Here is a 21,933-nt window from a genome sequence, read left to right on the forward strand (position 1 = left end):
TCCTCAGCGGCCTGATTTCCGGTTATTACGACAACCAGTCGCTTTACCACCGCGTGCCGGAACGCCTGCTGCGCGTGAAGTGGCTGCGCACTCTGCTCGGCGAAGCCCGGCTGGCACGCTTCGCACGCTATATCGAGCTCAATCTGGGCGCGCTGGCCGGCAACTTCCTGTTCGGCTGCATGCTGGGCAGCACGCCGGTCATCGGTACGCTGCTCGGACTGCCGCTGGACATCCGCCACGTCGCGTTCGCGTCGGCCAACCTCGCTTACGGTCTCGAAGCACTGAGCTTCGATGTGGACTGGCACGCCATCGCCATCGGCGCGCTCGGTGTGGTGCTGATCGGCCTGACCAACCTGACCGTGAGCTTCAGCCTCGCGATGCGGGTGGCACTGCGCTCGCGCGGCATCCAGCCGGAAGACACGCGCGGACTGTCAGTGAAGCTCGCCCGGCGCTTTCTGACCCGCCCACGCGATTTCTTCTGGCCGCCAAAGGACCCGCCCGCCGAGACGCCACAGATCACCGACACCGCACGTTGATCGCGCGCGGCCACCAGTAGGCGCGGCGCCGGTTTTGTGGGAGCGGCGGCTGTGGGAGCGGCGGCCTCGCCGCGATCGGCGCGTTGATCAACGATCATCGCGGCATCAATCGCGGCGAGGCCGCCGCTCCCACAGGGGCACTCCCCACAGGGGCACTCCCCACAGGGGCACTCCCCACAGGGGCACTCCCCACAGGAGCAGCCCTCATAGGGATAACGCCCACAAGGGCCGCGCCACACAGCCGGCACGGCTCACGGGAGCNCATTCGCCCACCATCCGCAAGCAAGCTCGCGCCGTGACTACACCTCCAGCGGGTCGACGTCGATGTGCCAGCGCAGGCCGCGCGCGAGGCGCAGGCGGTACAGGTTGTCGAGCCACGGAATGAGCAGCGCGCGCAGCGGCGGACGGCTGCGCGATTCGACCACCAGCTGTGCGCGCTCGCGCCCGGCCCGGCGCACCATGCGCATCGGAACCACGTCGTACACCCGCACACCCTCGACGTCGAGCGCCAGCGCGGCGCGGCGGGCGGCGGCGAGGAATTCGGTGGCCAGTGCCAGCTCGGGCGCGTCGGCGCTCAGCATGATCTGGAAGCCGTGCGGTGGCAGACCGAGCTGGGCACGTTCGGCCAGCTGGCTGCGCGCGAAGCCGTCGAAGTCGTGCGCGCGCAGCGCAGCGAACAGCGGGTGATCGGGCTGCGCCGTCTGGATCAGGACCTCGCCGGCGGTTCCGGCCCGGCCGGCGCGACCGCCGACCTGCATCAGTTGCGCGAACAGCCGCTCCTGCGCACGGAAGTCGGCGGCATGCAGCGACGCATCGGCGCCGATGACGCCAACCAGCGTGATGCCCGGGAAGTCATGCCCCTTGGCGAGCAGCTGCGTGCCGACCACCAGATCGACCGCGCCCGTGCGGATCAGGTCGAGCTGCTGCTGCCAGTGTTCGCGTCCGCGCACGTTGTCGCGATCGATGCGCAGCAGGCGCGCCGCCGGAAAGCGGCTGGCCAGCGTTTCCTCGAGGCGCTGGGTGCCGCGACCATAACCCTGGATGTCCTGGTTGCCACAGGTCGGACAGGCGCGCGGCACCGGGCCTTCGGCGCCGCAGTGGTGACAGCGCAGCCTGCGATCCACCGCATGCAGCACCAGATGGGCGGAACACTGGGTGCAGCTCGCCGCCCAGCCGCACGCCGGGCAACTCAGCACCGGCGCGTAACCGCGTCGGTTGATGAACAGCAGACTCTGTTCGCCACGTTCGAGCCGCTGTTCGACGGCCTGAAGCATCGGTGCGCTGAGGCCTTCTTCGGCGCGCTGCACGCGCGTGTCGATGAGTGTCACCACGGGCAGGCTGGCCTCGCCGGCGCGCGTGGTGAGGCGCAGCCAGCGGTAGCGGCCGTCGATGGCGTGACGCAACGATTCCAGCGACGGCGTGGCGCTGCCCAGCACGATGGGCACGTTTTCCGCGCGCGCACGCCAGATCGCGACGTCGCGCGCCGAATAGCGCACGCCTTCGGTCTGCCGGAACGACGCGTCATGCTCTTCGTCGAGCACGACGCAGCCCAGACGCGGCAGCGGTACAAACACCGCCAGCCGCGTGCCGAGCACGATGTCCGCCTCGCCTGACTGCGCAGCGGCCCAGGCCATGGCGCGCGCGCCGTCGCTCATTTCGCTGTGCATCACATGCAGGCAGGCGCGCGGAAAACGCGCCGCGACACGCGCCTGCAGCTGTGGCGTCAGCGCGATTTCGGGGACCAGCAGAAGGCTTTGCCGGCCGGCGGCGATCTGCGTCTCGATCAACCGGAGGTAGACCTCGGTCTTGCCGCTGCCGGTCACCCCGTGCAGCAGGCTGACCGCGTAGCCGGGGTGCTCCAGCAGTGCGGCCAGCGCACGGGCCTGATCGGTGCCGAGCGCGTGCGCCGCTTCGGCCGGCACATCAGCCAGTGCGATTTCGATCAGGCCGCGTTCGAGCAGGCCTTGCATCACCGCACCGGCGCGCGCCGACAGCGCACGCAGTTCGCCCTCGTTCAGCGAGCCGGCACTGATCAGCGCGGTGATGAGCTTGCGGCCGACGTCGCGTACAGGCAGGGCGTCGAGTGCGGCGCGGCCGGCGTCGGTGACGCGCAGCCGGCGCATCGCGCGTTGCGCGCGCGTGGCGCTGATCGCCGGTGGTGCTGCCATCGCGGCGACTTCTCCGATCGGCTGCTGGTAATAGTGGGCGACGAAATCGACCAGAGCGCGCCAGCTGGCCGGAAGCGGCACGCTGCGCGTGTCGACGGCGAGCAGCGGCTTGATGCGCGACGGGTCGAGTTCGGTGTCGGCACGCCAGCCCCAGGCGATACCCCAGACTTCGCTGCGGCCGAACGGTACCCGGACACGGCAGCCGGGTTCGACCTGCGGGAAGGCCGATGCGTCATAGTCGAACAACGTCGGAATCGGGCGCGCCAGCGCCACCTGCAACAAGGAACCGGACGGTGACGGCGCCGCGCTATCCAAGGCCTGTCGGGCGCTATCAATGGATTCAGTCACTTGCGGCATATCGTTCAAGAAGACTGATCGGTCCGGGCCGCAAGCCACTCAGGCGACACGGGTTTGAGGCGCGGAAAGGCTGTGGATAACTTTGTGGGAAACTTCGTTGCAATCAGTGACTTGACCGGACGGTATTTCCACCAAATTTTTGAACAGGCGTCAAGAAAAAAAATTGTTCATTAAAACCAATAGCTTGGCTGTCAAGGAATAAATCGCTTGTCCATCTGTGGCGTGCCGGCGCCCTGAGCGGCTGACTGTGCATAAGTCAACCCCTGCGGCACTTTTGCACGCCTTGCGCAAAGCGCCGCAGGACGCGGTTTATACGCCTGCAGCTGCGCGAATCGACCGGCTGTGGCGGTGTACGGCTTCCACCAGCGCGGAAACGTGCTCCGGGGGCGTGTGTTGCGAAATGCCGTGGCCCAGATTGAACACATGACCCGGGTGTGGGCCGAAGCTGTCGAGAATGCGTTCGGCTTCGCGCGCGATCGATGCCGGCTGCGCGAAAAGCGCGGTGGGGTCGAAATTGCCCTGCAGCGCGACCTTGTGTCCCACGCGCTGACGCGCCAGACCGATGTCGGTCGTCCAGTCCAGCCCGAGCGCATCGGCGCCGGCCTCGGCCTGCGCCTCCAGCCACTGGCCACCACCCTTGGTGAACATGATGACCGGCACGCGCTCGCCGTCGTGCTCGCGCTTGAGACCGGCGATGATGCGCTGCATGTAGGCCAGCGAGAATTCGAGATAGCCGTGCGCCGACAGGGCACCGCCCCAGGAATCGAAAATCATGACCGCCTGCGCACCGGCTTCGATCTGTGCATTCAGGTAGTCGGTGACCGCCTGCGCGGTGACGCCCAGCAGGTGGTGCAGCAGATCGGGGCGGTCCAGCATCAGCGTCTTCAGGTGACGGTAGTCATCCGATGCGCCGCCTTCGACCATATAGCTGGCCAGTGTCCACGGACTGCCCGAAAAGCCGATCAGCGGTACCGAGTTGTCGAGCGCGCGGCGGATTTCGCTGACTGCATCGACCACATAGCGTAGCTCGTCGTGCGGATCGGGCGCGCGCAGCGCATGGATGGCGGCTTCCGAGCGCACCGGACGTTCGAACTTCGGGCCTTCGCCATCGGCAAAGTAAAGCCCGAGCCCCATCGCGTCGGGCACGGTCAGGATGTCGGAAAACAGGATGGCGGCGTCGAGCGGGAAACGCTCCAGCGGCTGCAGTGTGACTTCGCAGGCCATGGCCGGCGACTTGCACAGTTGCAGGAAACTGCCGGCGCGACGGCGCGTCGCGCAGTATTCCGGCAGGTAGCGCCCCGCCTGCCGCATCAGCCAGATCGGCGTGTGATCGGTCGGCTGGCGCAGCAGTGCGCGCAGGAAAGAGTCGTTGCGGGGAGCGGCCATGGTGAGTCCCGGAGGGTTGGTTCGAGCGGTTTTCGCAGGCAGCAAGGATAGCCGATGCGGCCGCCGGTCGGCGCGACGGGACTACTTGCGCCAGAAGCCCGGTGTGAAAATGACCAGCACGGCGAAGATTTCCAGCCGGCCAAGCAGCATCGCGAATGCACACACCCAAGTCTGGAAGTCGTTGAGCGCCTGATAGTTCCCTGAGGGACCGACGTCACCGAGTCCCGGACCGATATTGTTGATGCACGCGATGATGGCGCTGAATGCGGTCAGGAAGTCCAGCCCGGAAAGCAGCAGCACGAAAATCATCAGCGCCGCACTCATGAAATACAGGAAGATGAAGCCGAGCACCGACTGCGCGACCCGCTCCGACACCGCGTTGCGCCCGATCATCAGCGGTCGTACGGCCGCCGGGTGGATGAGCTTGAGAATCTCGCGCTGACTCTGGCCGAACAGCACCAGCGTGCGCACCATCTTGATGCCGCCACCGGTCGAACCGGCACAGGGGATGATGCCACCGAGGAACAGCATCAGCAGCGGCGCGAAGATTGGCCATTGCGCGTAGTCGGTGCTGGCGTAGCCGCTGCCGGTGCCGATCGACACCAGATTGAACATGACCATGCGCGCTGACCGGCCGGCATCTTCATACACGCCCTGGAAAATCAGATAGGACGTCAGGCCGACAAAAGCCAATCCCATGATCAGCAGGTAGGCCCTGGCTTCCGTATCCCGCAGGTAAGGTCCCCACGAAAGACGGCGTACCGCGAGAAAATGGGTCGCAAAGTTGATGCCGGCGAGCAGCATGAAAAAGCTGAGCACCGCTTCGATGACCACGGAATCGAAGGCGCCGACACTGGCATCGCGGGTCGAGAAACCGCCCAGTCCAAGCGCCGAGAAAGCGTGACAGATCGCATCGAACCAGCTCATTCCGGCGAGCCACAGCGCCAGAACGCAGACGATGGTCATGCCGACATAGACGAGATAAAGCGCCTTGGCGGTGTCGGCGATGCGCGCGGTAAGCTTGCTGTCCTTCATCGGGCCCGGCGTTTCCGCCTTGTACAGCTGCATCCCGCCGACGCCCAGCAGCGGCAGGATGGCAACGGCAAACACGATGATGCCCATGCCACCGATCCAGTTCATCAGATGGCGCCAGATGTTGATCGACTGCGGCGCGAGGTCGAGCCCGATCATGACGGTGGCGCCGGTGGTCGTGAGGCCCGAAATCATTTCGAAATAGGCGTCGGTGAAACTCATGCCGTCATAGGCCAGCATCAGCGGAACGGACGCGATGGCGGCCATCAGCACCCACGACAGGGTGACCAGCAGGAAGCCGTCGCGCGGCTTCAGTTCGCGGTAATGCCGGCGCGTCGCCAGATACAGCAGGGCGCCGCCGGCGGCGCTGATCGCCATGCCGTCTATGAAATGCCACAGCATGCCGTCGTGGAAGATCAACGAACAGGTGATCGGCACGAGGTAGGTGATGCTGAACACCACCAGCAGGCGGCCCAGCACATTGACGACATGCAGCATCACAGGAACCCGAAACCGACCTGGAACAGCCGCTCGACCCGGGCGACCAGACGCTTGCTGCAACAGAACACGATCACGTGGTCTTCCGGCTCAATCACCGTGTCGTGGTGCGGAATGATCACCATGTCGTGCGTTTCGCGCACCGTCTGTTCCGAAAGGGCGATCGTCACCGGCTTTTCCGAGCGGCGCACGATGGCCGCAATCAGCGCGCCTTCGGGCAGACCGATTTCCTCGATCCGCCGGCCGATCACCTTCGACGTCTTGCGGTCGCCATGCACCACCAGTTCGAGCGCCTCGGCCGCACCGCGGCGCAGGCTGTGCACGGCGACCACGTCACCGCGGCGCACGTGGGCGAGCAGCGAACCGATCGACACCTGGGCCGGCGAAATGGCGATGTCGATGGCGCCCGCCTGCACCAGATCGACGTAGGCCTTGCGGTTGATCAGCGCCACCACGCGGCGCGCACCCATGCGCTTGGCCATCAGGCTGGACATGATGTTGTTCTCGTCGTCGTTGGTCAGCGCGAGATACAGATCCATGTCGTCGATGTTCTCGGCCTCCAGCAACATTTCGTCGGTCGTGTCGCCGGCCAGCACCAGCGTCTTGTGCAGATGGCTGGACAGGAACTCGGCGCGCAGCCGCGAATGTTCGATCAGCTTGAGCTCGTAGCGCGATTCGAGCGAACTGGCGAGCCGGTAACCGATGTTGCCGCCGCCGGCGATCATGATGCGGCGCATCGGCTTGTCGAGCCGGCGCAGTTCGGCGGTCACGGCGCGGATGTGTTCGGTGGCGGCCAGACAGAACACCTCGTCGCCCGGTTCGATCACCGTATTGCCGTCCGGAATGATCGCGTTGTTGCGCCGGTAGATGGCCGCGATGCGTGCATCGATGCCCGCCAGATGCTCCCGCATCGCCTTGACCTGAAGGCCCACCAGCGGCCCGCCGCCGACGGCGCGCACTGCCACCATCGTCACCCGGCCCTTGCCGAATTCGATCACCTGCAGCGCTTCCGGAAAGGCAATCAGCCGTTCCAGATAGTCGGTGACTTCCTGTTCGGGACAGATCGAGAAGTCGACCGCGAAGTTGTCGTCGTCGAGCAGCTGCGGGTAGTCGGCGTAGTCGAGCGAACGCAGCCGGGCGATGCGGGTGGGCAGGTTGAACAATGTCTGCGCGATGCGACAGGCGCACAGATTGGTCTGGTCGGACGCGGTGACCGCGATCAGCAGGTCGGCATCTTCGGCGCCCGCCTGGCGCATGACCTGCGGACTGGCGCCGTTGCCGACGACCACACGCAGGTCGAGCCTGTCCTGCATCGCCTGCAGGCGTTCGACGTCGGTATCGACAACGGTGATGTCGTTCGCTTCCGACACCAGGTTTTCGGCCACCGACGAACCGACCTGGCCCGCACCGAGAATGATGATCTTCACGCGCCCACCTCGCGAAAAAGTTGCGCGAGTGTAGCGGCAACACGGCTGTTGCGGTGCAGCAGTGCGGCGTTCAGCCGGCTTTCATTCAGGTTTCACTCGCGATTCAAACGCCGCCCAGCATGCCTTCGCGCTCGATGAACGCGATGATGAAGTCGAGGTTGTGACCGGTTTTCATGTTCGAAAACACGAACGGTCGTTCGCCGCGCATCTTCTTCGCGTCGCGTTCCATCACGTCGAGCGACGCGCCGACCATGGGCGCGAGATCGATCTTGTTGATGATCAGCAGGTCGGACTTGCAGATGCCCGGCCCGCCCTTGCGCGGGATCTTGTCGCCGGCCGCCACGTCGATCACGTAAAGCGTGAGGTCGGACAGTTCCGGACTGAAGGTGGCCGCGAGGTTGTCGCCGCCGGATTCGATCAGGATCACGTCAAGCCCGGAAAAGCGCGCATTCAACCGCGCCACGGCCTCGAGATTGATCGACGCGTCCTCGCGGATCGCGGTGTGCGGGCAGCCGCCGGTTTCCACGCCGATGATGCGTTCCGGCGGCAGCGCCTGGTTGCGCACCAGGAACTGCGCGTCTTCCTCGGTGTAGATGTCGTTGGTCACCGCCGCGATGTTGTAGCGGGCGCGCAGTGCGAGGCACAGCGCCAGCGTCAGCGCCGTCTTGCCCGAACCGACCGGGCCGCCGATGCCCACGCGCAGCGGCGGGCGGGGAGTGGGTGAAGTCATGAGGTCGTCCTTTCTTCAAAAGCGGCGGTGGCGCTCACCCGGGGGAGCGCCACCTGTGGGGGCTGTCACTGTGGGGGCTGTCACTGTGGGAGCTGTCACTGTGGGAGCTGTCACTGTGGGAGCGGCGGCCTCGCCGCGATCGTCACTCTGATCAGCGACCATCGCTGCTCGATCGCGGCGAGGCCGCCGCTCCCACAGGCCGCCGCTCCCACAGGGGCCTTCATGATCTGAACAGCCTCGAATACTGCGTTTCGTGCCGGCAACTGGCGATGGCGAGGCCCGGCGCGAAGTTGCTCCAGTCCGCCCGCGGCAGGTCGATGGCGGCGTCGACGCGCGACGGAATGGCTTCGCCCAGCATCATCAGCAGGCGCTGGCCGGCGGTCTGGCCGAGCGGCACCACCTTGATCGCCGCCATCACCTGGTTCTCCGCCCAGGCCCAGGCCCAGGCGGTCAGCGCAGGCCCGACCGGTACATCGAGCGCCACCGCAGCGCCTGACCAGGCGGTCGGAAACGCGGGTTCGCAAATGTCCGCCAGCACATCGGCGACGCCGCGGCAGGCGTCGAGCGCCTTCAGCAACTGCGTGCACGAATAGCCCATCTGCACCGTTTCGGCGCGCAGTTCGGCCGCCTCTCGACTGGCCAGATAATCATCATTGAGTGATGCGAGCACCGCGTGATCGGCGGCTGACCACGCGCGCATGAGCGTCGCCAGCAGCGGCAGTTCGAAGCGCGCGACACCGGCGTCGAGCACGGCCCGTATCCAGGCGCCGGCGTCCGCTTCGGTTCGGATGGCGCCGCCATCCACCTGCCACTCCAGCCCCTGCGAATAGCTGAACGCGCCGACCGGCAGCGTCGGGCTGGCCAGATGCAGCAGGCGGACGAGCGCCAGGGGTGTCACGCAGCGCCACCGAACAGATGCAGTTTCGCGCCGGTTTCCTCGGCATGGGCGTGCGTGTGATGCGCCGGCTGGCCGCCATAGGCGCCGGCCTCCGGTTCGAAGGGGGCGCGGGCTTCGGTCACCTCCAGACCCAGACCCGCCAGCATCTGCGCCAGCACATGGTCAGCCGCCAGCCGCAGCAGGCCGGGCTGCACTTCGACCGCGACATGGCGATTGCCGAGGTGATAGGCCGCCCGCGCGACGAGCAGCGCATCGGCGCTGCGCGCCTCGGTCACCGTTTCCGCGGCCGCGACGACCTGCAGGACGCGGCCATCGTTGCCGGCCAACCGGTCGCCGCTGCGCATTATCGTGCCACGCGGCAGGAACAGGCCGACCTCTTCGCCCGAATCGAGGTGGGTGCGCAGCCGGCATTTGGCGCGCAGCTCGAACGACAGCGTCAGTGTTCCGGCCGGCACGGCGTCGGCCGGCGCGAAGGATTCGATCAGCAGCATGTGTGTGTCTACCGCGGATGTCGCGGCAAGAAAACCATCCGCATCAGAACAGGAAATAGCGCTGCGCCATCGGCAGCTCCTCGGCCGGCTCGCACACCAGCAGTTCGCCGTCGGCGCGCACGGCGTAGGTTTCCGGATCGACGTCGATCTGCGGCTGCCAGCTGTTGAGCACCATGTCGGACTTGCGGATCGTACGCGTGTTGCGCACCGGTTCGAGCCGTTTCGCGAGTCCCAGTGCGGCCACGCGCGGGTTGTGCAGCGCCGCCTGCGACACGAAGGTGAGCGAGGTGCGCAGGCCGCCCCCGAAGCTGCCGAACATCGGCCGGTAGTGCACCGGCTGCGGTGTCGGGATCGACGCGTTCGGATCGCCCATCGCGGCCGCGGCAATCATGCCGCCCTTCAGGATCAGACTGGGCTTGACGCCGAAGAAAGCCGGCTTCCACAGCACCAGATCGGCCAGCTTGCCGGTTTCGATCGAGCCGACGATGTGGCCGATGCCGTGCGTGATGGCCGGGTTGATCGTGTACTTCGCGACGTAGCGACGCACGCGGAAATTGTCGGCCGCCGGCGACGCGCCGGACGCATCGTTCAGGGTGCCGCGCTGCAGCTTCATCTTGTGCGCGGTCTGCCAGGTGCGGATGATCACTTCGCCGACCCGGCCCATGGCCTGCGAGTCGGACGACATCATCGAGAAAGCGCCGAGGTCGTGCAGGATGTCTTCGGCGGCAATCGTCTCGCGCCGGATGCGGCTTTCGGCGAAGGCGACGTCTTCGGCGATGGCGGCGTCGAGGTGGTGGCACACCATCAGCATGTCGAGATGCTCGTCGATGGTGTTGACCGTATAGGGCATCGTCGGGTTGGTCGATGACGGCAGCACGTTCGGCATCGACGCCGCGCGCAGGATGTCCGGCGCGTGACCGCCGCCCGCGCCTTCGGTGTGGAAGGTGTGGATGGTGCGGTCCTTGAACGCGGCGATGGTGGTTTCGACGAAGCCGGATTCGTTCAGCGTGTCGGTATGGATGGCGACCTGCACGTCCATGTCCTCGGCCACCGACAGGCAATTGTCGATGGCGGCCGGCGTGGTGCCCCAGTCCTCGTGCAGCTTGAGCCCGATCACGCCCGCTTCGACCTGTTCGCGTAGCGGGCCGGGCAGCGAGGCATTGCCCTTGCCGAGAAAGCCGAGGTTCATCGGAAACGCTTCGGCCGCTGCCAGCATCGAGTGGATGTGCCACGGACCCGGCGTGCACGTGGTGGCATAGGTGCCGGTGGCCGGTCCGGTGCCGCCGCCCAGCATCGTCGTGACGCCGGACATCAGCGCCTCCTCGATCTGCTGCGGACAGATGAAGTGGATGTGGCTGTCGATGCCGCCGGCGGTGACGATCATGCCTTCGCCGGCGATGATTTCGGTGCCCGGGCCGATGACGATGCCGACACCGGGCTGGATGTCCGGATTGCCGGCCTTGCCGATCGCCGCGATGAAGCCGTTCTTCAGGCCGATGTCGGCCTTCACGATGCCCCAGTGGTCGACGATCAGCGCGTTGGTGATGACGGTATCCATCACGTCGGCGCTGAGGCGCTGGCTCTGGCCCATGCCGTCGCGGATCACCTTGCCGCCGCCGAACTTCACCTCTTCGCCGTAGATCGTGTAGTCGCGTTCGACCTCGATCCACAGTCCGGTGTCGGCCAGCCGGACGCGGTCACCGGTGGTCGGGCCGAACATTTCCGCATAGGCCTGCCGGCTGATCCGTGTGCTCATCGGAACGCGATCACCGGCTCACGGCTTGCCGAACATGGGGCGCGCCGCACGGGCACGCTGGCGCATCACCAGCGCACCGACGCCGCCGAGGATGGCCGCAGCGGCAATCATCGCAACATGGTCGGGCTGGCTGACCAGATGCATCAGCGTGGCAAGCAGGCTGCCGTGATATTCGCCATCGTGTGCCGAGGCCGCACTGCTCCACAGCGCCACAAGCACCACTGTCGTTCTGGTCATGTCCTGTCTCCAAGGGGGTCAAGCGGGCCCTGAACGCGGCCCTGAAATCCGAAAACCCGGCGGTCGCCGGCCAGTGCGACCAGCTGCACGGTGCGCAGCTGGCCGGGTTCGAAACGCACCGCGGTCCCGGCTGCGATGTCCAGCCGGAAACCACGCGCCGCGGCCCGATCGAAATCGAGCCCGTCGTTGGTTTCGGCAAAGTGGTAGTGCGAACCGACCTGTACCGGCCGGTCGCCGGTGTTGCGCACGTCGAGCGTGATCGTCGCGCGGCCGGCGTTGAGTTCGATGTCGCCGTCGGCGACCTGCATCTGTCCGGGAATCATGTGTTGTTCCTGACTGGCTTCATATCTGTCGTGCGGTTTTGCAGGCGGGGATGTTGGGCATCGCTGCGCTCACCCCAACCTACGGGTTCTCGCCGTACGCGACGGGTTTCGTAGGTTGGGGTGAGCTCAGCGATGCCCAACAACGACGGCGTGCTGGCCGCGACACAAGGCTTGTGCATCCGTCGCCTCACCCCGAGCGCGCACCAAAACGGTAATCGCGCACGGGCTTGGTGCCCGCTTCGTCGTCTGCGCTGTCGTGCTTCTTCGACAGCAGGTCGCGCACCAGCAGCAGGTTCACCAGCAGTTCTTCGTCGTCGGTCAGTTCTTCGATCTCGGACAGGGTTCGGGTGCGGTAATCGAGGTCGACCAGCAGCGCGTCGAGATTGACCGACACGCCGAGCGTTCGCCGCACGCTCAGCTTGAAGCGCGCCAGACGACGGGCCAGTTCGACTTCCTCATCGCTCACCGAAGCGCCTCACTGTATGGGTTGGTGGACGGTCACCAGCTTGGTGCCGTCGGGGAATGTGGCCTCCACCTGTATGTCCGGAATCATTTCCGGCACGCCCTCCATGACGTCGTCACGGCCGAGCAGGGTGGTGCCGAAGCTCATCAGTTCGGCGACGCTGCGTCCGTCGCGCGCGCCTTCCATGATGGCGGCGGTGATCAGCGCCACCGCTTCCGGGTAGTTCAGCTTCAGTCCGCGCGCACGGCGGCGTTCGGCGAGCAGGGCCGCGGTGAAGATGAGCAGCTTGTCTTTTTCGCGTGGCGTCAGTTCCATCGTTGTTCTTTTCTTCCGCTTTCAGGTGTGTCGAACAGCTTGTCCATCGACCTTCAGGTCGCCCAGATCCGGGGCGGCTGCGCCGCTCGCCCGGTCATTGCCGGTCGCACCAACGACCACAGATGCACGAACCATGCCCGTGCCGACTGGCTGCAGGCCCCGCGGTAACGCGCCACCAGCAGGCCGGGCAAGCGGGTGACGCCGCCCTCACCCCGGGCGCAGGGCAGTGCACGGCAGGCCGCCAGCAAGGCGTCGTCGGCGTCGAATCCTGCACACAGCAGCGTACCGAACACCGGCGCACCGGCCAGTCCGGCGGCCGACTGCAGCAGCGGCGAATCGCCATCCAGCCGCGCCTGTTCCAGCCACAGCGTCCTGCCGGCACGCGTGATGCGCGTGTCGAGCTTCAGTTCGCCGCGGGAAAAGCGCTCGCCGCTGGCCGTGCGGCCGAGGCAGTAGAGATCCAGACCGATGAAATGCGCGCCAGCGTCGAGCTCGATGCGGCTGGCGATGTGCGCCCGCGCGCCGTCGAACACGATGGCTTCCTGCGGCAGCCATTCGACGCAGGCACCGGCGCCGATGTGCATCGACAGGCCGGACTGCGCCAGCGGCCCGGCGCTGCGATACCACTTGGTCGCGCCCGGCGTGGTTATCAGCGCATGCGCGCCGTCGGCGGCGGCGATGTCCGTCTGCAGCGCGTCACCACCGGCGATGCCGCCCGGCGGATGCAGCAGCAGGGTGTGGCACACCGCGTCGCCTTCCGGATAGAGCGCCTTCTGCACACGCAGCGGACCGACGTGTTCGCGCCGCGCGAGCACGCTGCGGCCGCCGGAGAAGCGGTAGTCGAGCGCGATGCGGGCCTGCCAGCCGGCCGGGGCATGCTGCGGTAAGAGAGGTGCCATCGAAGCGGTCATCGGCGTTGCGTCCATCGGCTGATGGTAAACGACTGTTCGCAGCGAGGGCGGCAACGGAACCGTTGACCGATTGGCGACACCAAGCGCTTGTGATCCGATCCAGACACTCCCGGGGGCTCCATGAAGCGATTGTCTGCAGCAGTCTGTCTCAGCGCGCTGTGTGCATGGGCCCCGGCCGATGACGCGACGGTGTCGAACGACGCCCTGTACGAACGCGTGCCGGGCGCGGCCCGCACGGTGTTCCAGCTGTACGCGAAAAGTGCGCGCGGTACCTCGAGCGGATCGGCGGTCATGGTCGGCTCGGGTCTGCTGGCGACCAGCTGCCATGTGCTCGGCGACGCGACGCATGGCGTCGTGGTGCAGACCGGCGAGGCGCTCACCGTCGATCTGGTCGCGGCCGATTACCGGCGCGACCTGTGCATCCTCAAATCCGACCAGATCGGCACGCGCGCCGCGCCGCTGATTCCGTCCAGCCAGGTCAGCAAGCGCGACGTGGTGTTCAGCCTCGGCTTCACCGCCGGGCGATTCGCCTACGACGTGGGGGAGGTGAAGCAGCTGTATGTGATGGAGGGCAGCCGCGTGCTGCGCGGCAGCGCCGCCTTTGCCGCCGGCGCGTCAGGCGGCGGGCTGTTCGACCACGAGGGACGGCTCATCGGCATCCTGACCTTCTACAAGCTCAGTCCGGACAAGAGCATGTTCTTTGCCATCCCGGCCGACTGGGTACCCGAGGTACTGGCGGCCGGCATCAAGCCCCGCCTGCCCGATCAGACGCCGTTCTGGGCCGAAGCGGATGCCACGCGCGCGCCTTTCCTTCAGGCGGTGCAGTTCGAGCATGAGGGGCGCTGGGACGAACTGGCGCGCCACTGCCGCGGCTGGTTGATGGCGCAGCCGGACTCGGTTGAGGCGCGCGACATGCTCGAACTTGCGCGGGCACAGGGCGGCGGCTGAATGTTGGGTACCATCGGCGCCGTACCCAGCCGAGCCGACGACCGATGACCCCGAAACACCTGCTTGCCCTCGCTGCACTCGCCTGCTTGACAGCCGCCCAGGCCGCAAACTCCGCCGTCGGCGACACCGTGACGCTGCCGTTCGAGGGCATCGACGGCGTCATCACGGTCAAGGTGCCGCTGTTTCCGCAGCCGGAAACCGGCAGCGAAACGGTGCAGCAACGTCACAGCCTCACCCGGTCGATCCAGCAGATGCAGGCATCGGTCTGCGCCTACAACCGCGAACAGATCCGGGCGCTGCGCGGCCGCCAGGGCGACAAGGAAGTGTTCACGGTGCTCGACTACCGCGAAACCCGCTGGCCGCGCGAGCGGGGTGGCGCGCTCAAGCGCTGGATGCAGGTGCGCAGTGTCGACCGACCGGCCTGCGAAGGCTGGATCGAGACGGGCTCGCAGTAGGGCCTGCGTCCCGTCAGGCGGTCAGGCCGAATTTCTGCTGGATGCTCGTCACGCTGCCACGCGAGCGGGCGAGTGCCGATACGCAGCGCGGATCGATCTGTCCGGCGTCGGCCATGCGCTTCAGTTCGAGCAGGGCTTCGTCGTTGCTGCACGGCGTGCGGTAAGGGCGTATTGACGTCAGCGCGTCGAATATGTCGGCGGTCGCAACGATGCGCGCTTCCAGCGGCACCGCATCTCCCGCCACGTGTTGCGGGTAGCCGCTGCCATCCAGGAATTCGTGGTGGAAGCGAACGATGTTCTTCAGCACCTGGAAATACGGCGTTGAGACAATGCCACCCTCCAGCATCATTTCTTCGATGAGCCGCTCACCCAGAGCGACATGTTCCTGCATGGCGAGGCGCTGTTCGTCGGTCAACCGCCCGGGCTTCAGCAGCAAGTTGTCGGCGACACCCACCTTGCCGACGTCATGCAGAGGGGAAAACAGATACACGTGTTCGATGAATTCGTCATCGCGCCCGAACTGCGGCGCGACGGCTTTCGCGATGAGGCGGCTGTAGCTCGACATGCGGTCGAGGTGACGACCGGTTTCGATGTCGCGCAGGTGCGCCCTTGCGCCCGCGCTCGTGGCGAGCCCTGCGACCGCCAGCGACAGGTTGAACATGTTGAACACCGACAGCCGGCACCACTGCACGTAGATCTGCAGCTCATGCAGCAAGCGGCTGTCGAAGAGGCCCTGTCTGCGCGAATCGAAGAACAGGAAGCCGAGCAGCTTCGCCGACAGGTAGAGCGGCACCGTATAGCTGCTGCGATAGCCATGCGCCAGCAGCCACAAGGTGTGTTCGCCGTGCGGCGGCTGCAACTTCACCATGTCGTCAATCACGCGCGCGGAATGGTTGTGCGCCAGCTCGAACAGCGAAGGGACGTCGGCCAGCGGGCGCTCGTACAGGGCCAGTCGGTCGGCCACGTCGCTGCTGTCGACATAGGTCTTCAGCGTGTCGTGCCGGCTGTCGTACAAGGCGATGGCGATGCGGTGCACCTGCGGATGATGATGACGCACCCGGGCATGCAGCCAGCGCATCTGCTCGGTCAGCGATGTACCGGGATCACCGGCAGGGGCTTCGGACGAATCGACGTTCGGCATCGCGCATACCTGACGAAACGAGTACCGCGATTATGAACCTTTGCGGGCCCGGGCGCGCCGGCAACGACGGTCGGAATACCTCAAGGGCATCGTCACACGGGTATCACGCGCGTGCGCTGTCAGCGGAGAAGCTGGACGGGAAGGTCGATGTCGCGCAGCACGTCGGGTGTGCCGGTGTCGATCAGCCACAGGTCGGTGCCGCGCAGCAGGTCGCGGGCGCCGCGGTCGCCGCTGAGGGCGGCCAGTTCCGGCGCCCAATGCGCACCGAAGGCGACCGGGTGGCCGCGTTGGCCATCGAATGACGCAGCAGCGATGCGATCCGGGGTGTCGATGGCGGCGGCCACGGCGCGGATGGCCGCGGCGGGCACCCACGGCATGTCGGCCAGCGCGACCAGCCATCCAGCGGCGCCCCGCGTGTCGCGCACCGCATGCGCCAGCGCGCTGCCCATGCCACCTTCGGCTTCACTGCTTTCGAGAATGTGACAGCCGGCGTCGCGCAGTTGCGCGGCCAGATCGGTCTGACCCGGCCGGATCACCGCAATGCTGCCGGGCAGCGCCGCGCACAGCGTGCGCGCTGCCTGCGCGGCAACGATCTGACCGTCCGGCAGGCGCGCCAGCAGCTTGCTGGTCTGGCCAGTCGGGTCGAAGCGTCGGCCGTAGCCGGCGGCGAGCAGGATGCCCTGCATCAGAAGATGTTCCGCGTCCGACGGGCACGCCCGGGCCACGGCGCGTCAGCCAGCCAGGCGCGCAGCGGAGGGGAGAGCGTCGCGACGGGCGGCCGGATACCGGGCCTGCGCGCACCCATCGGAGCGGAACTCAATCTCGACCCGCCGCGCACGACGTGAGCGTGTCGGCGGCGATGTCGAGTGCGGACTTGGCGTCGCGCACGTTCAGTAATGTGTCGGCGGCAGCGCCGTTCTTCATCGCCACCAGTTCGGCCGCGATTGACACCGCGATTTCGGCTGGCGTGCGGCTGCCGATGTACAGACCGGCCGGGCCGCGCAGACGATCGAGTTGCGCGTCGCTGACGTCGAATTCCTTCAGCCGCTCGCGCCGCGCGTCGTTGTTGCGGCGCGAGCCCAGGGCGGCGACATAGAAGGCGGGCGTCTTCAGCGCCTCCATCAGTGCCAGGTCATCCAGCTTCGGATCGTGCGTCAGCGCGATGACCGCCATGCGGGCATCCGGCTGCATGGCGATCACCAGATCGTCCGGCATGTCGCGCGACAGCGTGCTGCCGGGCACGGCCCACTCGTCGCTGTATTCCTCACGCGGATCGCACACGGTGACCGCGAAATCGAGCGACTGCGCGATGCGCGCCAGACTGGCCGACAGCTGGCCGGCGCCGATCAGCAATAGCCGGTAGCGCGGGCCGAACACGCTGATCAGCGTCTGGCCGTCGAAATGCAGCGCCTGGTCGGCGTGACCGGCGTGCAGCGTGGCGCGACCGCTGGCCAGATCGAGCCGGCGCGTCAGCAGATCGCCGCGTCCCAGTCGGGTCAGCAGTTCGTCGAGCGCTGCGGCTTCGATCAGCGGTTCCAGCACCAGCTGCAGCGTGCCACCGCAGGGCAGACCGAAGCGGCGCGCCTCGTCGGCGGTGACGCCGTAGCTCACGACGTGCGCCGCGCTCGGCAGGCCGTCGCGCCGCAGCCGGAACATGAGGTCGTCCTCGATGCAGCCGCCGGACACCGAACCCACCGCACGGCCGTCGTCGCGCAGTGCCAGCAGCGCGCCGGGCGGGCGCGGCGACGAACCCCAGGTGCGCACCACGGTGGCCAGCATGACGCGGTGACCGGCACGCAGCCAGTCGCGCGCGCGGGTCAGAACTTCGAGATCGAGACTGTCCATGGCTTATCCGGAGCTTTCCTGTCGGGGGTGATGTTGGGCATCGCTGCGCTCACCCCAACCTACGTTTCGTGCGTCTTGCCGTGGGTCGTGGTGTTGGGCATCGCTGCGCTCACCCCAACCTGCGTGTCGTGCGCTTTCTCGTTGGTCGTGATGTTGGGCATCGCTGCGCTCACCCCAACCTACGGGCTGAACAGTGCGAAATGCAACGTAGGTTGGGGTGAGCGCAGCGATGCCCAACACCCCACGCCGCACCCGACTCCTTCTGCCTATGCCGTCTGCAACTGCTCGCCGATCGGCAGCGTGCGGATGCGCTTGCCGGTTGCGGCGTGCAGTGCATTCACCAGCGCCGGCGCCAGCGGCGGCACACCCGGCTCGCCGACGCCGGTGGGCTTGGCGGCCGACTTCATGATGTGCACCTCGACCTTCGGCATTTCGTTGATGCGCAGCACCGGGTAGTCGTTGAAGTTCGACTGTTCGACCACGCCGTCCTTCAGCGTGATCGAGCCGGTCAGTGCGGCCGCCAGCGCGTAGCCGATGCCGCCTTCCATCTGCGCCTCGATCACGTCCGGATTGACCGCGATGCCGCAATCGATCGCGCACACCACGCGGTCGACCTTGAACGTGCCGTCCTTCTGCACCGTCACCTCGACCACCTGGGCGACGAAGCTGTTGAACGATTCATGCACCGCCACGCCGCGGCCGCGCTTCGCGCCGTCCTTCGAGGGCGCCAGCGGCTTGTTCCAGCCGGCCTTCTCGGCCGCCAGCCTGAGCACGCCGGCATGGCGCGGATGCTTGTCGAGCAGTGCCATGCGGTAAGCCACCGGGTCCTTGCCGGCGGCGCCGGCCAGTTCGTCGATGAACACTTCGGTCGCGAAACCGGTGTGGGTCGAACCGACCGAACGCCACCACTGCACCGGCACCTTCACTTCGCCATTGGTGGTGTGCAGGTCGACATTCAGATTGGGAATGGCATACGGCAGCGTGGACGCGCCCTCGACCGACAGCATGTCGATGCCTTCCTTGACCAGCATGCCTTCGAACGGCGAACCGGCGGCGATCGACTGGCCGACGATGCGCTGCTGCCAGGCGACCGGCATGCCTTTCGCGTCGAGCGCGGCGCGCACCCGGTGCAGGTAGATCGGCCGGTAGTAGCCGCCGCGTGTGTCATCTTCGCGCGTCCACACCAGCTTGACCGGTGCCCGGCCCTTGATGGCCTGCACGATCTGCGCGGTTTCGAGCAGGTAGTCGGACTGCGGATTGGCGCGCCGGCCGAAACTGCCACCGGCATACACCATGTTGAGCTTCACCTGCTCGAGCTTCAGGCCGAACATCTTCGCCAGCGCGAACTGGTCGCCGGTGTGCAGCTGTTCGCCGTTCCACACCTCGCAGCCGGAGGCGTCGAGCTTCATGACGCAGTTCAACGGCTCCATCGACGCATGGGCCAGGAAGGGGAAGGCGAATTCCGCCTCGATCACCTTGCCGGCGGCACCCAGCGCCGCTTCGGCGTCGCCGTCCTTGCGCGCGGCCAGACCGGGTGTCTGCGCCAGTTCGCGGTAGCGGGCGACGATGGCGTCGCTGCTCCCGCGGTAGGCGGCGGATTCGTCCCACTCGATCTTCAGCGCGTCGCGGCCCTTCTTGGCGCTCCAGAAATCCTTCGCCAGCACGGCCACGCCATTCGGAATCGTGACCACGTCGGTCACGCCCGCGATGGCACGCGCCGCCTTGTCGTCGACCGACGCAACCCTGCCGCCGAAGCGCGGCGGGTGGGCGACCACGGCGGTCAGCATGCCGGGCAGCTTCACGTCCTGCGTGAAGATGGCGCGGCCGGTGGTCTTGGATACGCTGTCGACGCGCGGTGCCGAGCGACCGATCAGCGTGAAGTCCTTCGCGTCCTTCAGCTTCACCTCGGCCGGCACCGCCTGCCGGCCGGCTGCTTCCGCCAGTTCGCCGAAGCCGGCCTTCCTGCCGCTGGCCGCGTGCGACACGACGCTCGCCTTCACGCTGATCTGGCTGGCCGGCACTTTCCACTGCTCGGCGGCCGCCGCCACCAGCATGGCGCGCGCGGTGGCACCGGCGCGGCGCATCTGTTCGAACGAATTGGCGATCGCGGTGCTGCCGCCGGTGCCCTGTGCCGGACCCCAGAACAGGTTGTTGTAGCGTTTGGCATCGGCCGGCGCGCCTTCGACCTTCACCTTCGACCAGTCGGCGTCCAGCTCTTCGGCCACCAGCGTGGCCAGCCCCGTATAGACGCCCTGACCCATTTCGAGGTGCTTGGACACGATGGTCACCATGCCGTCAGTGCCGATGCGGATGAAGGCACTGGGCGAGAACTCGCCGTCGACCATGGTGCTGCCGGCCAGACCTGGACCTGCAGCCGGCGCGTTCGAATTCGATCCGGCCATGACCGGCGTGACGATGGCCAGCGCCAGGCCGGCGCCGCCCTTCAGAAAACCGCGACGGGTCGTCTGGAATGCATTTTCGATCCTGAAATTCATGGGTGCGCTCCTCAAGCCAGTGTCTTGGCGGCTTCGTGGATGGCCGCACGGATGCGGACATAGGTGGCGCAGCGACACACGTTGCCGCTCATCGCGGCGTCGATGTCGGCGTCGCTCGGCTTCGGATTGGTCGCCAGCAGCGCAGTGGCCGACATGATCTGGCCGGACTGGCAGTAGCCGCACTGCACCACGTCCAGCTTCTGCCAGGCGGCCTGCACAGCGGCACCGACCTTCGCTTCGCCGACCGCCTCGATGGTGGTGATCTTCTTGCCGGCTAAGGCCGACAGCGGCGTGACACAGGAGCGCGTGGGCTGGCCATCGACATGCACCGTACAGGCGCCGCACATGGCGATGCCGCAGCCGTACTTGGTGCCGGTCATGTCGAGGCCGTCGCGCAGCGCCCACAGCAGCGGCGTGTCGTCGGGCAGGTCGACCGCGACGTCGCGGCCATTGAGGTTGATCTTTGCCATGGGAATCCTCCGGGAAAGGCAGCAGCAGCGGCAACGCTGCGCCGCAGACGCACGCGAATGACGCAGCGGTATGCAATGGACTGCACGGTATCCGCTTTGTTTTATTAGGTCGACTGGTTAATCTTGCAAGACCTATGAAGCAAGACTTAAAGATCGACGCCGCCATCCTGCCCGCGCTTACGGCCTTCGAATGCGTCGCACGGCATGCCAGCTTTTCGCGCGCGGCGGCCGAACTGGGCGTGTCGGCGTCGGCGCTGTCGCAGTCGGTGCGCGGGCTGGAACAGCGGCTGGGCGTGCGCCTGCTCACCCGCACCACGCGCCGCGTCGCGCTGACCGAGGAGGGCGAACGCTTCTACGACGGCGTGCGCGTGGGCCTCGACGAACTGGGCAGCGCACTCGAACTGCTGGCGCAATCCCGCGGCCAGGCCACGGGCACCGTGCGCATCAACATGCCGCGCGTCGCCTACGGCCTGCTGATCGCGCCGCATCTGGCCAGCTTCGCGGTGCACCACCCCGAGGTCGGGCTCGAATTCGCGCTCGACGACGGGCTGGCCGACATCGTCGCCGCGCGCTTCGACGCCGGCATGCGGCTGGGCGAAAGCATCGAAGCCGACATGGTGGCGGTACGCATCGGCGGGGCACAACGCATGATCACCGTCGCCGCACCGGATTACCTCGCCCGGCGCCCGGCACCGCGCACGCCGGAAGACCTCGCCGCACACGAGTGCGTGCGCTATCGCTACCTGTCGAGCGGGCGCACGGCGCGCTGGGTGTTCCAGCGCGACGACCGCACGCTGGAAGTCGAAGTTGGCGGCCGCTTCATCGTCAATGACGCGGAGGCCGAAATCGATCTCGCCTGCCGCGGCTTCGGGCTGGCGCAATCACTCGAATCGCTGGTCGCCGCCGATCTGGCCGGCGGCCGGCTGGTGCGCGTGCTCGAACGCTTCGAAATGCCGCTGTCCGCCTTCCATCTGTATTTTCCGAGCCGCGCACAGATGCCGGCACGGCTGCGCGTGTTCATCGACCACTTCCAGGCGGCCAACGAATGAGA

General features: G+C 66.9%; 21 protein-coding genes and 1 pseudogene. 4 read left to right on the forward strand and 18 right to left on the reverse strand.

Annotation, left to right across the window (positions count from 1 at the left end; translation table 11 throughout):
- Nucleotides 1-536: pseudogene (locus tag NMQ14_RS17115) on the forward strand (site-specific recombinase); the annotation flags it as partial.
- A gap of 299 nt (nucleotides 537-835) precedes the next feature.
- On the opposite strand, the gene NMQ14_RS17120 reads toward NMQ14_RS17115, so the two are convergent.
- The 13 genes from NMQ14_RS17120 to NMQ14_RS17180 form a co-directional block, all read right to left on the reverse strand.
- The gene (locus NMQ14_RS17120) at nucleotides 836-3,061 is read right to left on the reverse strand and encodes a primosomal protein N' (RefSeq protein ID WP_257098065.1); all 2,226 of its coding nucleotides are present in this window, start codon (nucleotides 3,059-3,061) and stop codon (nucleotides 836-838) included.
- 309 nt (nucleotides 3,062-3,370) lie between these two features.
- The gene (hemE, locus tag NMQ14_RS17125; RefSeq protein ID WP_257098067.1) at nucleotides 3,371-4,447 is read right to left on the reverse strand and encodes a uroporphyrinogen decarboxylase; all 1,077 of its coding nucleotides are present in this window, start codon (nucleotides 4,445-4,447) and stop codon (nucleotides 3,371-3,373) included.
- Between the two features lie 81 nt (nucleotides 4,448-4,528).
- On the reverse strand, nucleotides 4,529-5,977 hold the full coding sequence (locus tag NMQ14_RS17130; RefSeq protein WP_257098069.1) for a TrkH family potassium uptake protein: 1,449 nt from the start codon (nucleotides 5,975-5,977) through the stop codon (nucleotides 4,529-4,531).
- A complete protein-coding gene (trkA, locus tag NMQ14_RS17135) occupies nucleotides 5,977-7,404 on the reverse strand; it encodes a Trk system potassium transporter TrkA (protein WP_257098070.1) in 1,428 nt (475 codons plus the stop codon). Before trkA ends, NMQ14_RS17130 begins: the two co-directional genes overlap by 1 nt.
- Before the next feature lie 103 nt (nucleotides 7,405-7,507).
- Nucleotides 7,508-8,134, reverse strand: coding sequence for an urease accessory protein UreG (gene ureG / locus NMQ14_RS17140; protein ID WP_257098072.1), 627 nt, complete (start codon nucleotides 8,132-8,134; stop codon nucleotides 7,508-7,510).
- Nucleotides 8,135-8,354: 220 nt separating this feature from the next.
- Nucleotides 8,355-9,032, reverse strand: a complete 678-nt coding sequence (locus NMQ14_RS17145; RefSeq protein WP_257098073.1) for an urease accessory UreF family protein — start codon at nucleotides 9,030-9,032, stop codon at nucleotides 8,355-8,357.
- Nucleotides 9,029-9,523, reverse strand: coding sequence for an urease accessory protein UreE (ureE, locus tag NMQ14_RS17150; RefSeq protein ID WP_257098074.1), 495 nt, complete (start codon nucleotides 9,521-9,523; stop codon nucleotides 9,029-9,031). Before ureE ends, NMQ14_RS17145 begins: the two co-directional genes overlap by 4 nt.
- A 43-nt stretch (nucleotides 9,524-9,566) precedes the next feature.
- Nucleotides 9,567-11,279: an urease subunit alpha gene (gene ureC, locus NMQ14_RS17155; RefSeq protein ID WP_257098075.1), complete on the reverse strand. Its 1,713-nt coding sequence runs from the start codon at nucleotides 11,277-11,279 to the stop codon at nucleotides 9,567-9,569.
- A gap of 18 nt (nucleotides 11,280-11,297) precedes the next feature.
- Nucleotides 11,298-11,516 carry a hypothetical protein gene (locus tag NMQ14_RS17160; protein WP_257098076.1) on the reverse strand — a complete coding sequence of 73 codons (219 nt, stop codon included), beginning with the start codon at nucleotides 11,514-11,516 and terminating at the stop codon, nucleotides 11,298-11,300.
- Nucleotides 11,513-11,839, reverse strand: coding sequence for an urease subunit beta (locus NMQ14_RS17165; protein ID WP_257098077.1), 327 nt, complete (start codon nucleotides 11,837-11,839; stop codon nucleotides 11,513-11,515). Before NMQ14_RS17165 ends, NMQ14_RS17160 begins: the two co-directional genes overlap by 4 nt.
- Before the next feature lie 187 nt (nucleotides 11,840-12,026).
- The gene (locus NMQ14_RS17170; protein ID WP_257079830.1) at nucleotides 12,027-12,305 is read right to left on the reverse strand and encodes a hypothetical protein; all 279 of its coding nucleotides are present in this window, start codon (nucleotides 12,303-12,305) and stop codon (nucleotides 12,027-12,029) included.
- 9 nt (nucleotides 12,306-12,314) lie between these two features.
- A complete protein-coding gene (locus tag NMQ14_RS17175; RefSeq protein WP_257079829.1) occupies nucleotides 12,315-12,617 on the reverse strand; it encodes an urease subunit gamma in 303 nt (100 codons plus the stop codon).
- 53 nt (nucleotides 12,618-12,670) lie between these two features.
- A complete protein-coding gene (locus tag NMQ14_RS17180; protein ID WP_257098078.1) occupies nucleotides 12,671-13,516 on the reverse strand; it encodes an urease accessory protein UreD in 846 nt (281 codons plus the stop codon).
- A 132-nt stretch (nucleotides 13,517-13,648) separates the two neighbouring features.
- On the opposite strand from NMQ14_RS17180, the gene NMQ14_RS17185 reads away from it, so the two are divergent.
- Together NMQ14_RS17185 and NMQ14_RS17190 are read left to right on the forward strand one after the other, a co-directional pair.
- A complete protein-coding gene (locus tag NMQ14_RS17185; protein WP_257098079.1) occupies nucleotides 13,649-14,476 on the forward strand; it encodes a serine protease in 828 nt (275 codons plus the stop codon).
- Nucleotides 14,477-14,520: 44 nt separating this feature from the next.
- Entirely contained in the window at nucleotides 14,521-14,931 is a 411-nt protein-coding gene (locus NMQ14_RS17190) for a hypothetical protein (protein ID WP_257098080.1), read from the forward strand.
- Nucleotides 14,932-14,944: 13 nt separating this feature from the next.
- Here NMQ14_RS17190 and NMQ14_RS17195 read toward each other — a convergent pair whose 3' ends face one another.
- The 5 genes from NMQ14_RS17195 to NMQ14_RS17215 form a co-directional block, all read right to left on the reverse strand.
- Nucleotides 14,945-16,072: an HD-GYP domain-containing protein gene (locus NMQ14_RS17195; protein WP_257098082.1), complete on the reverse strand. Its 1,128-nt coding sequence runs from the start codon at nucleotides 16,070-16,072 to the stop codon at nucleotides 14,945-14,947.
- 119 nt (nucleotides 16,073-16,191) lie between these two features.
- Nucleotides 16,192-16,758 (reverse strand): NTP transferase domain-containing protein, encoded by a 567-nt coding sequence (locus NMQ14_RS17200; RefSeq protein ID WP_257098084.1) that lies wholly within the window; start codon nucleotides 16,756-16,758, stop codon nucleotides 16,192-16,194.
- A gap of 130 nt (nucleotides 16,759-16,888) precedes the next feature.
- Nucleotides 16,889-17,917 (reverse strand): XdhC family protein, encoded by a 1,029-nt coding sequence (locus tag NMQ14_RS17205; RefSeq protein WP_257098086.1) that lies wholly within the window; start codon nucleotides 17,915-17,917, stop codon nucleotides 16,889-16,891.
- A gap of 266 nt (nucleotides 17,918-18,183) precedes the next feature.
- Entirely contained in the window at nucleotides 18,184-20,412 is a 2,229-nt protein-coding gene (locus NMQ14_RS17210) for a xanthine dehydrogenase family protein molybdopterin-binding subunit (protein WP_257098088.1), read from the reverse strand.
- A gap of 11 nt (nucleotides 20,413-20,423) precedes the next feature.
- Nucleotides 20,424-20,882: a (2Fe-2S)-binding protein gene (locus NMQ14_RS17215; protein ID WP_257098090.1), complete on the reverse strand. Its 459-nt coding sequence runs from the start codon at nucleotides 20,880-20,882 to the stop codon at nucleotides 20,424-20,426.
- A gap of 134 nt (nucleotides 20,883-21,016) precedes the next feature.
- Between NMQ14_RS17215 and NMQ14_RS17220 the strand changes: the two genes are divergently transcribed.
- The gene (locus tag NMQ14_RS17220) at nucleotides 21,017-21,931 is read left to right on the forward strand and encodes a LysR family transcriptional regulator (protein ID WP_257098092.1); all 915 of its coding nucleotides are present in this window, start codon (nucleotides 21,017-21,019) and stop codon (nucleotides 21,929-21,931) included.
- Nucleotides 21,932-21,933: the final 2 nt, after the last annotated feature.

It is taken from the genome of Methyloversatilis sp. XJ19-13 (assembly GCF_024580155.1).
In the GTDB taxonomy this organism is placed as follows: Bacteria; Pseudomonadota; Gammaproteobacteria; order Burkholderiales; family Rhodocyclaceae; genus Methyloversatilis.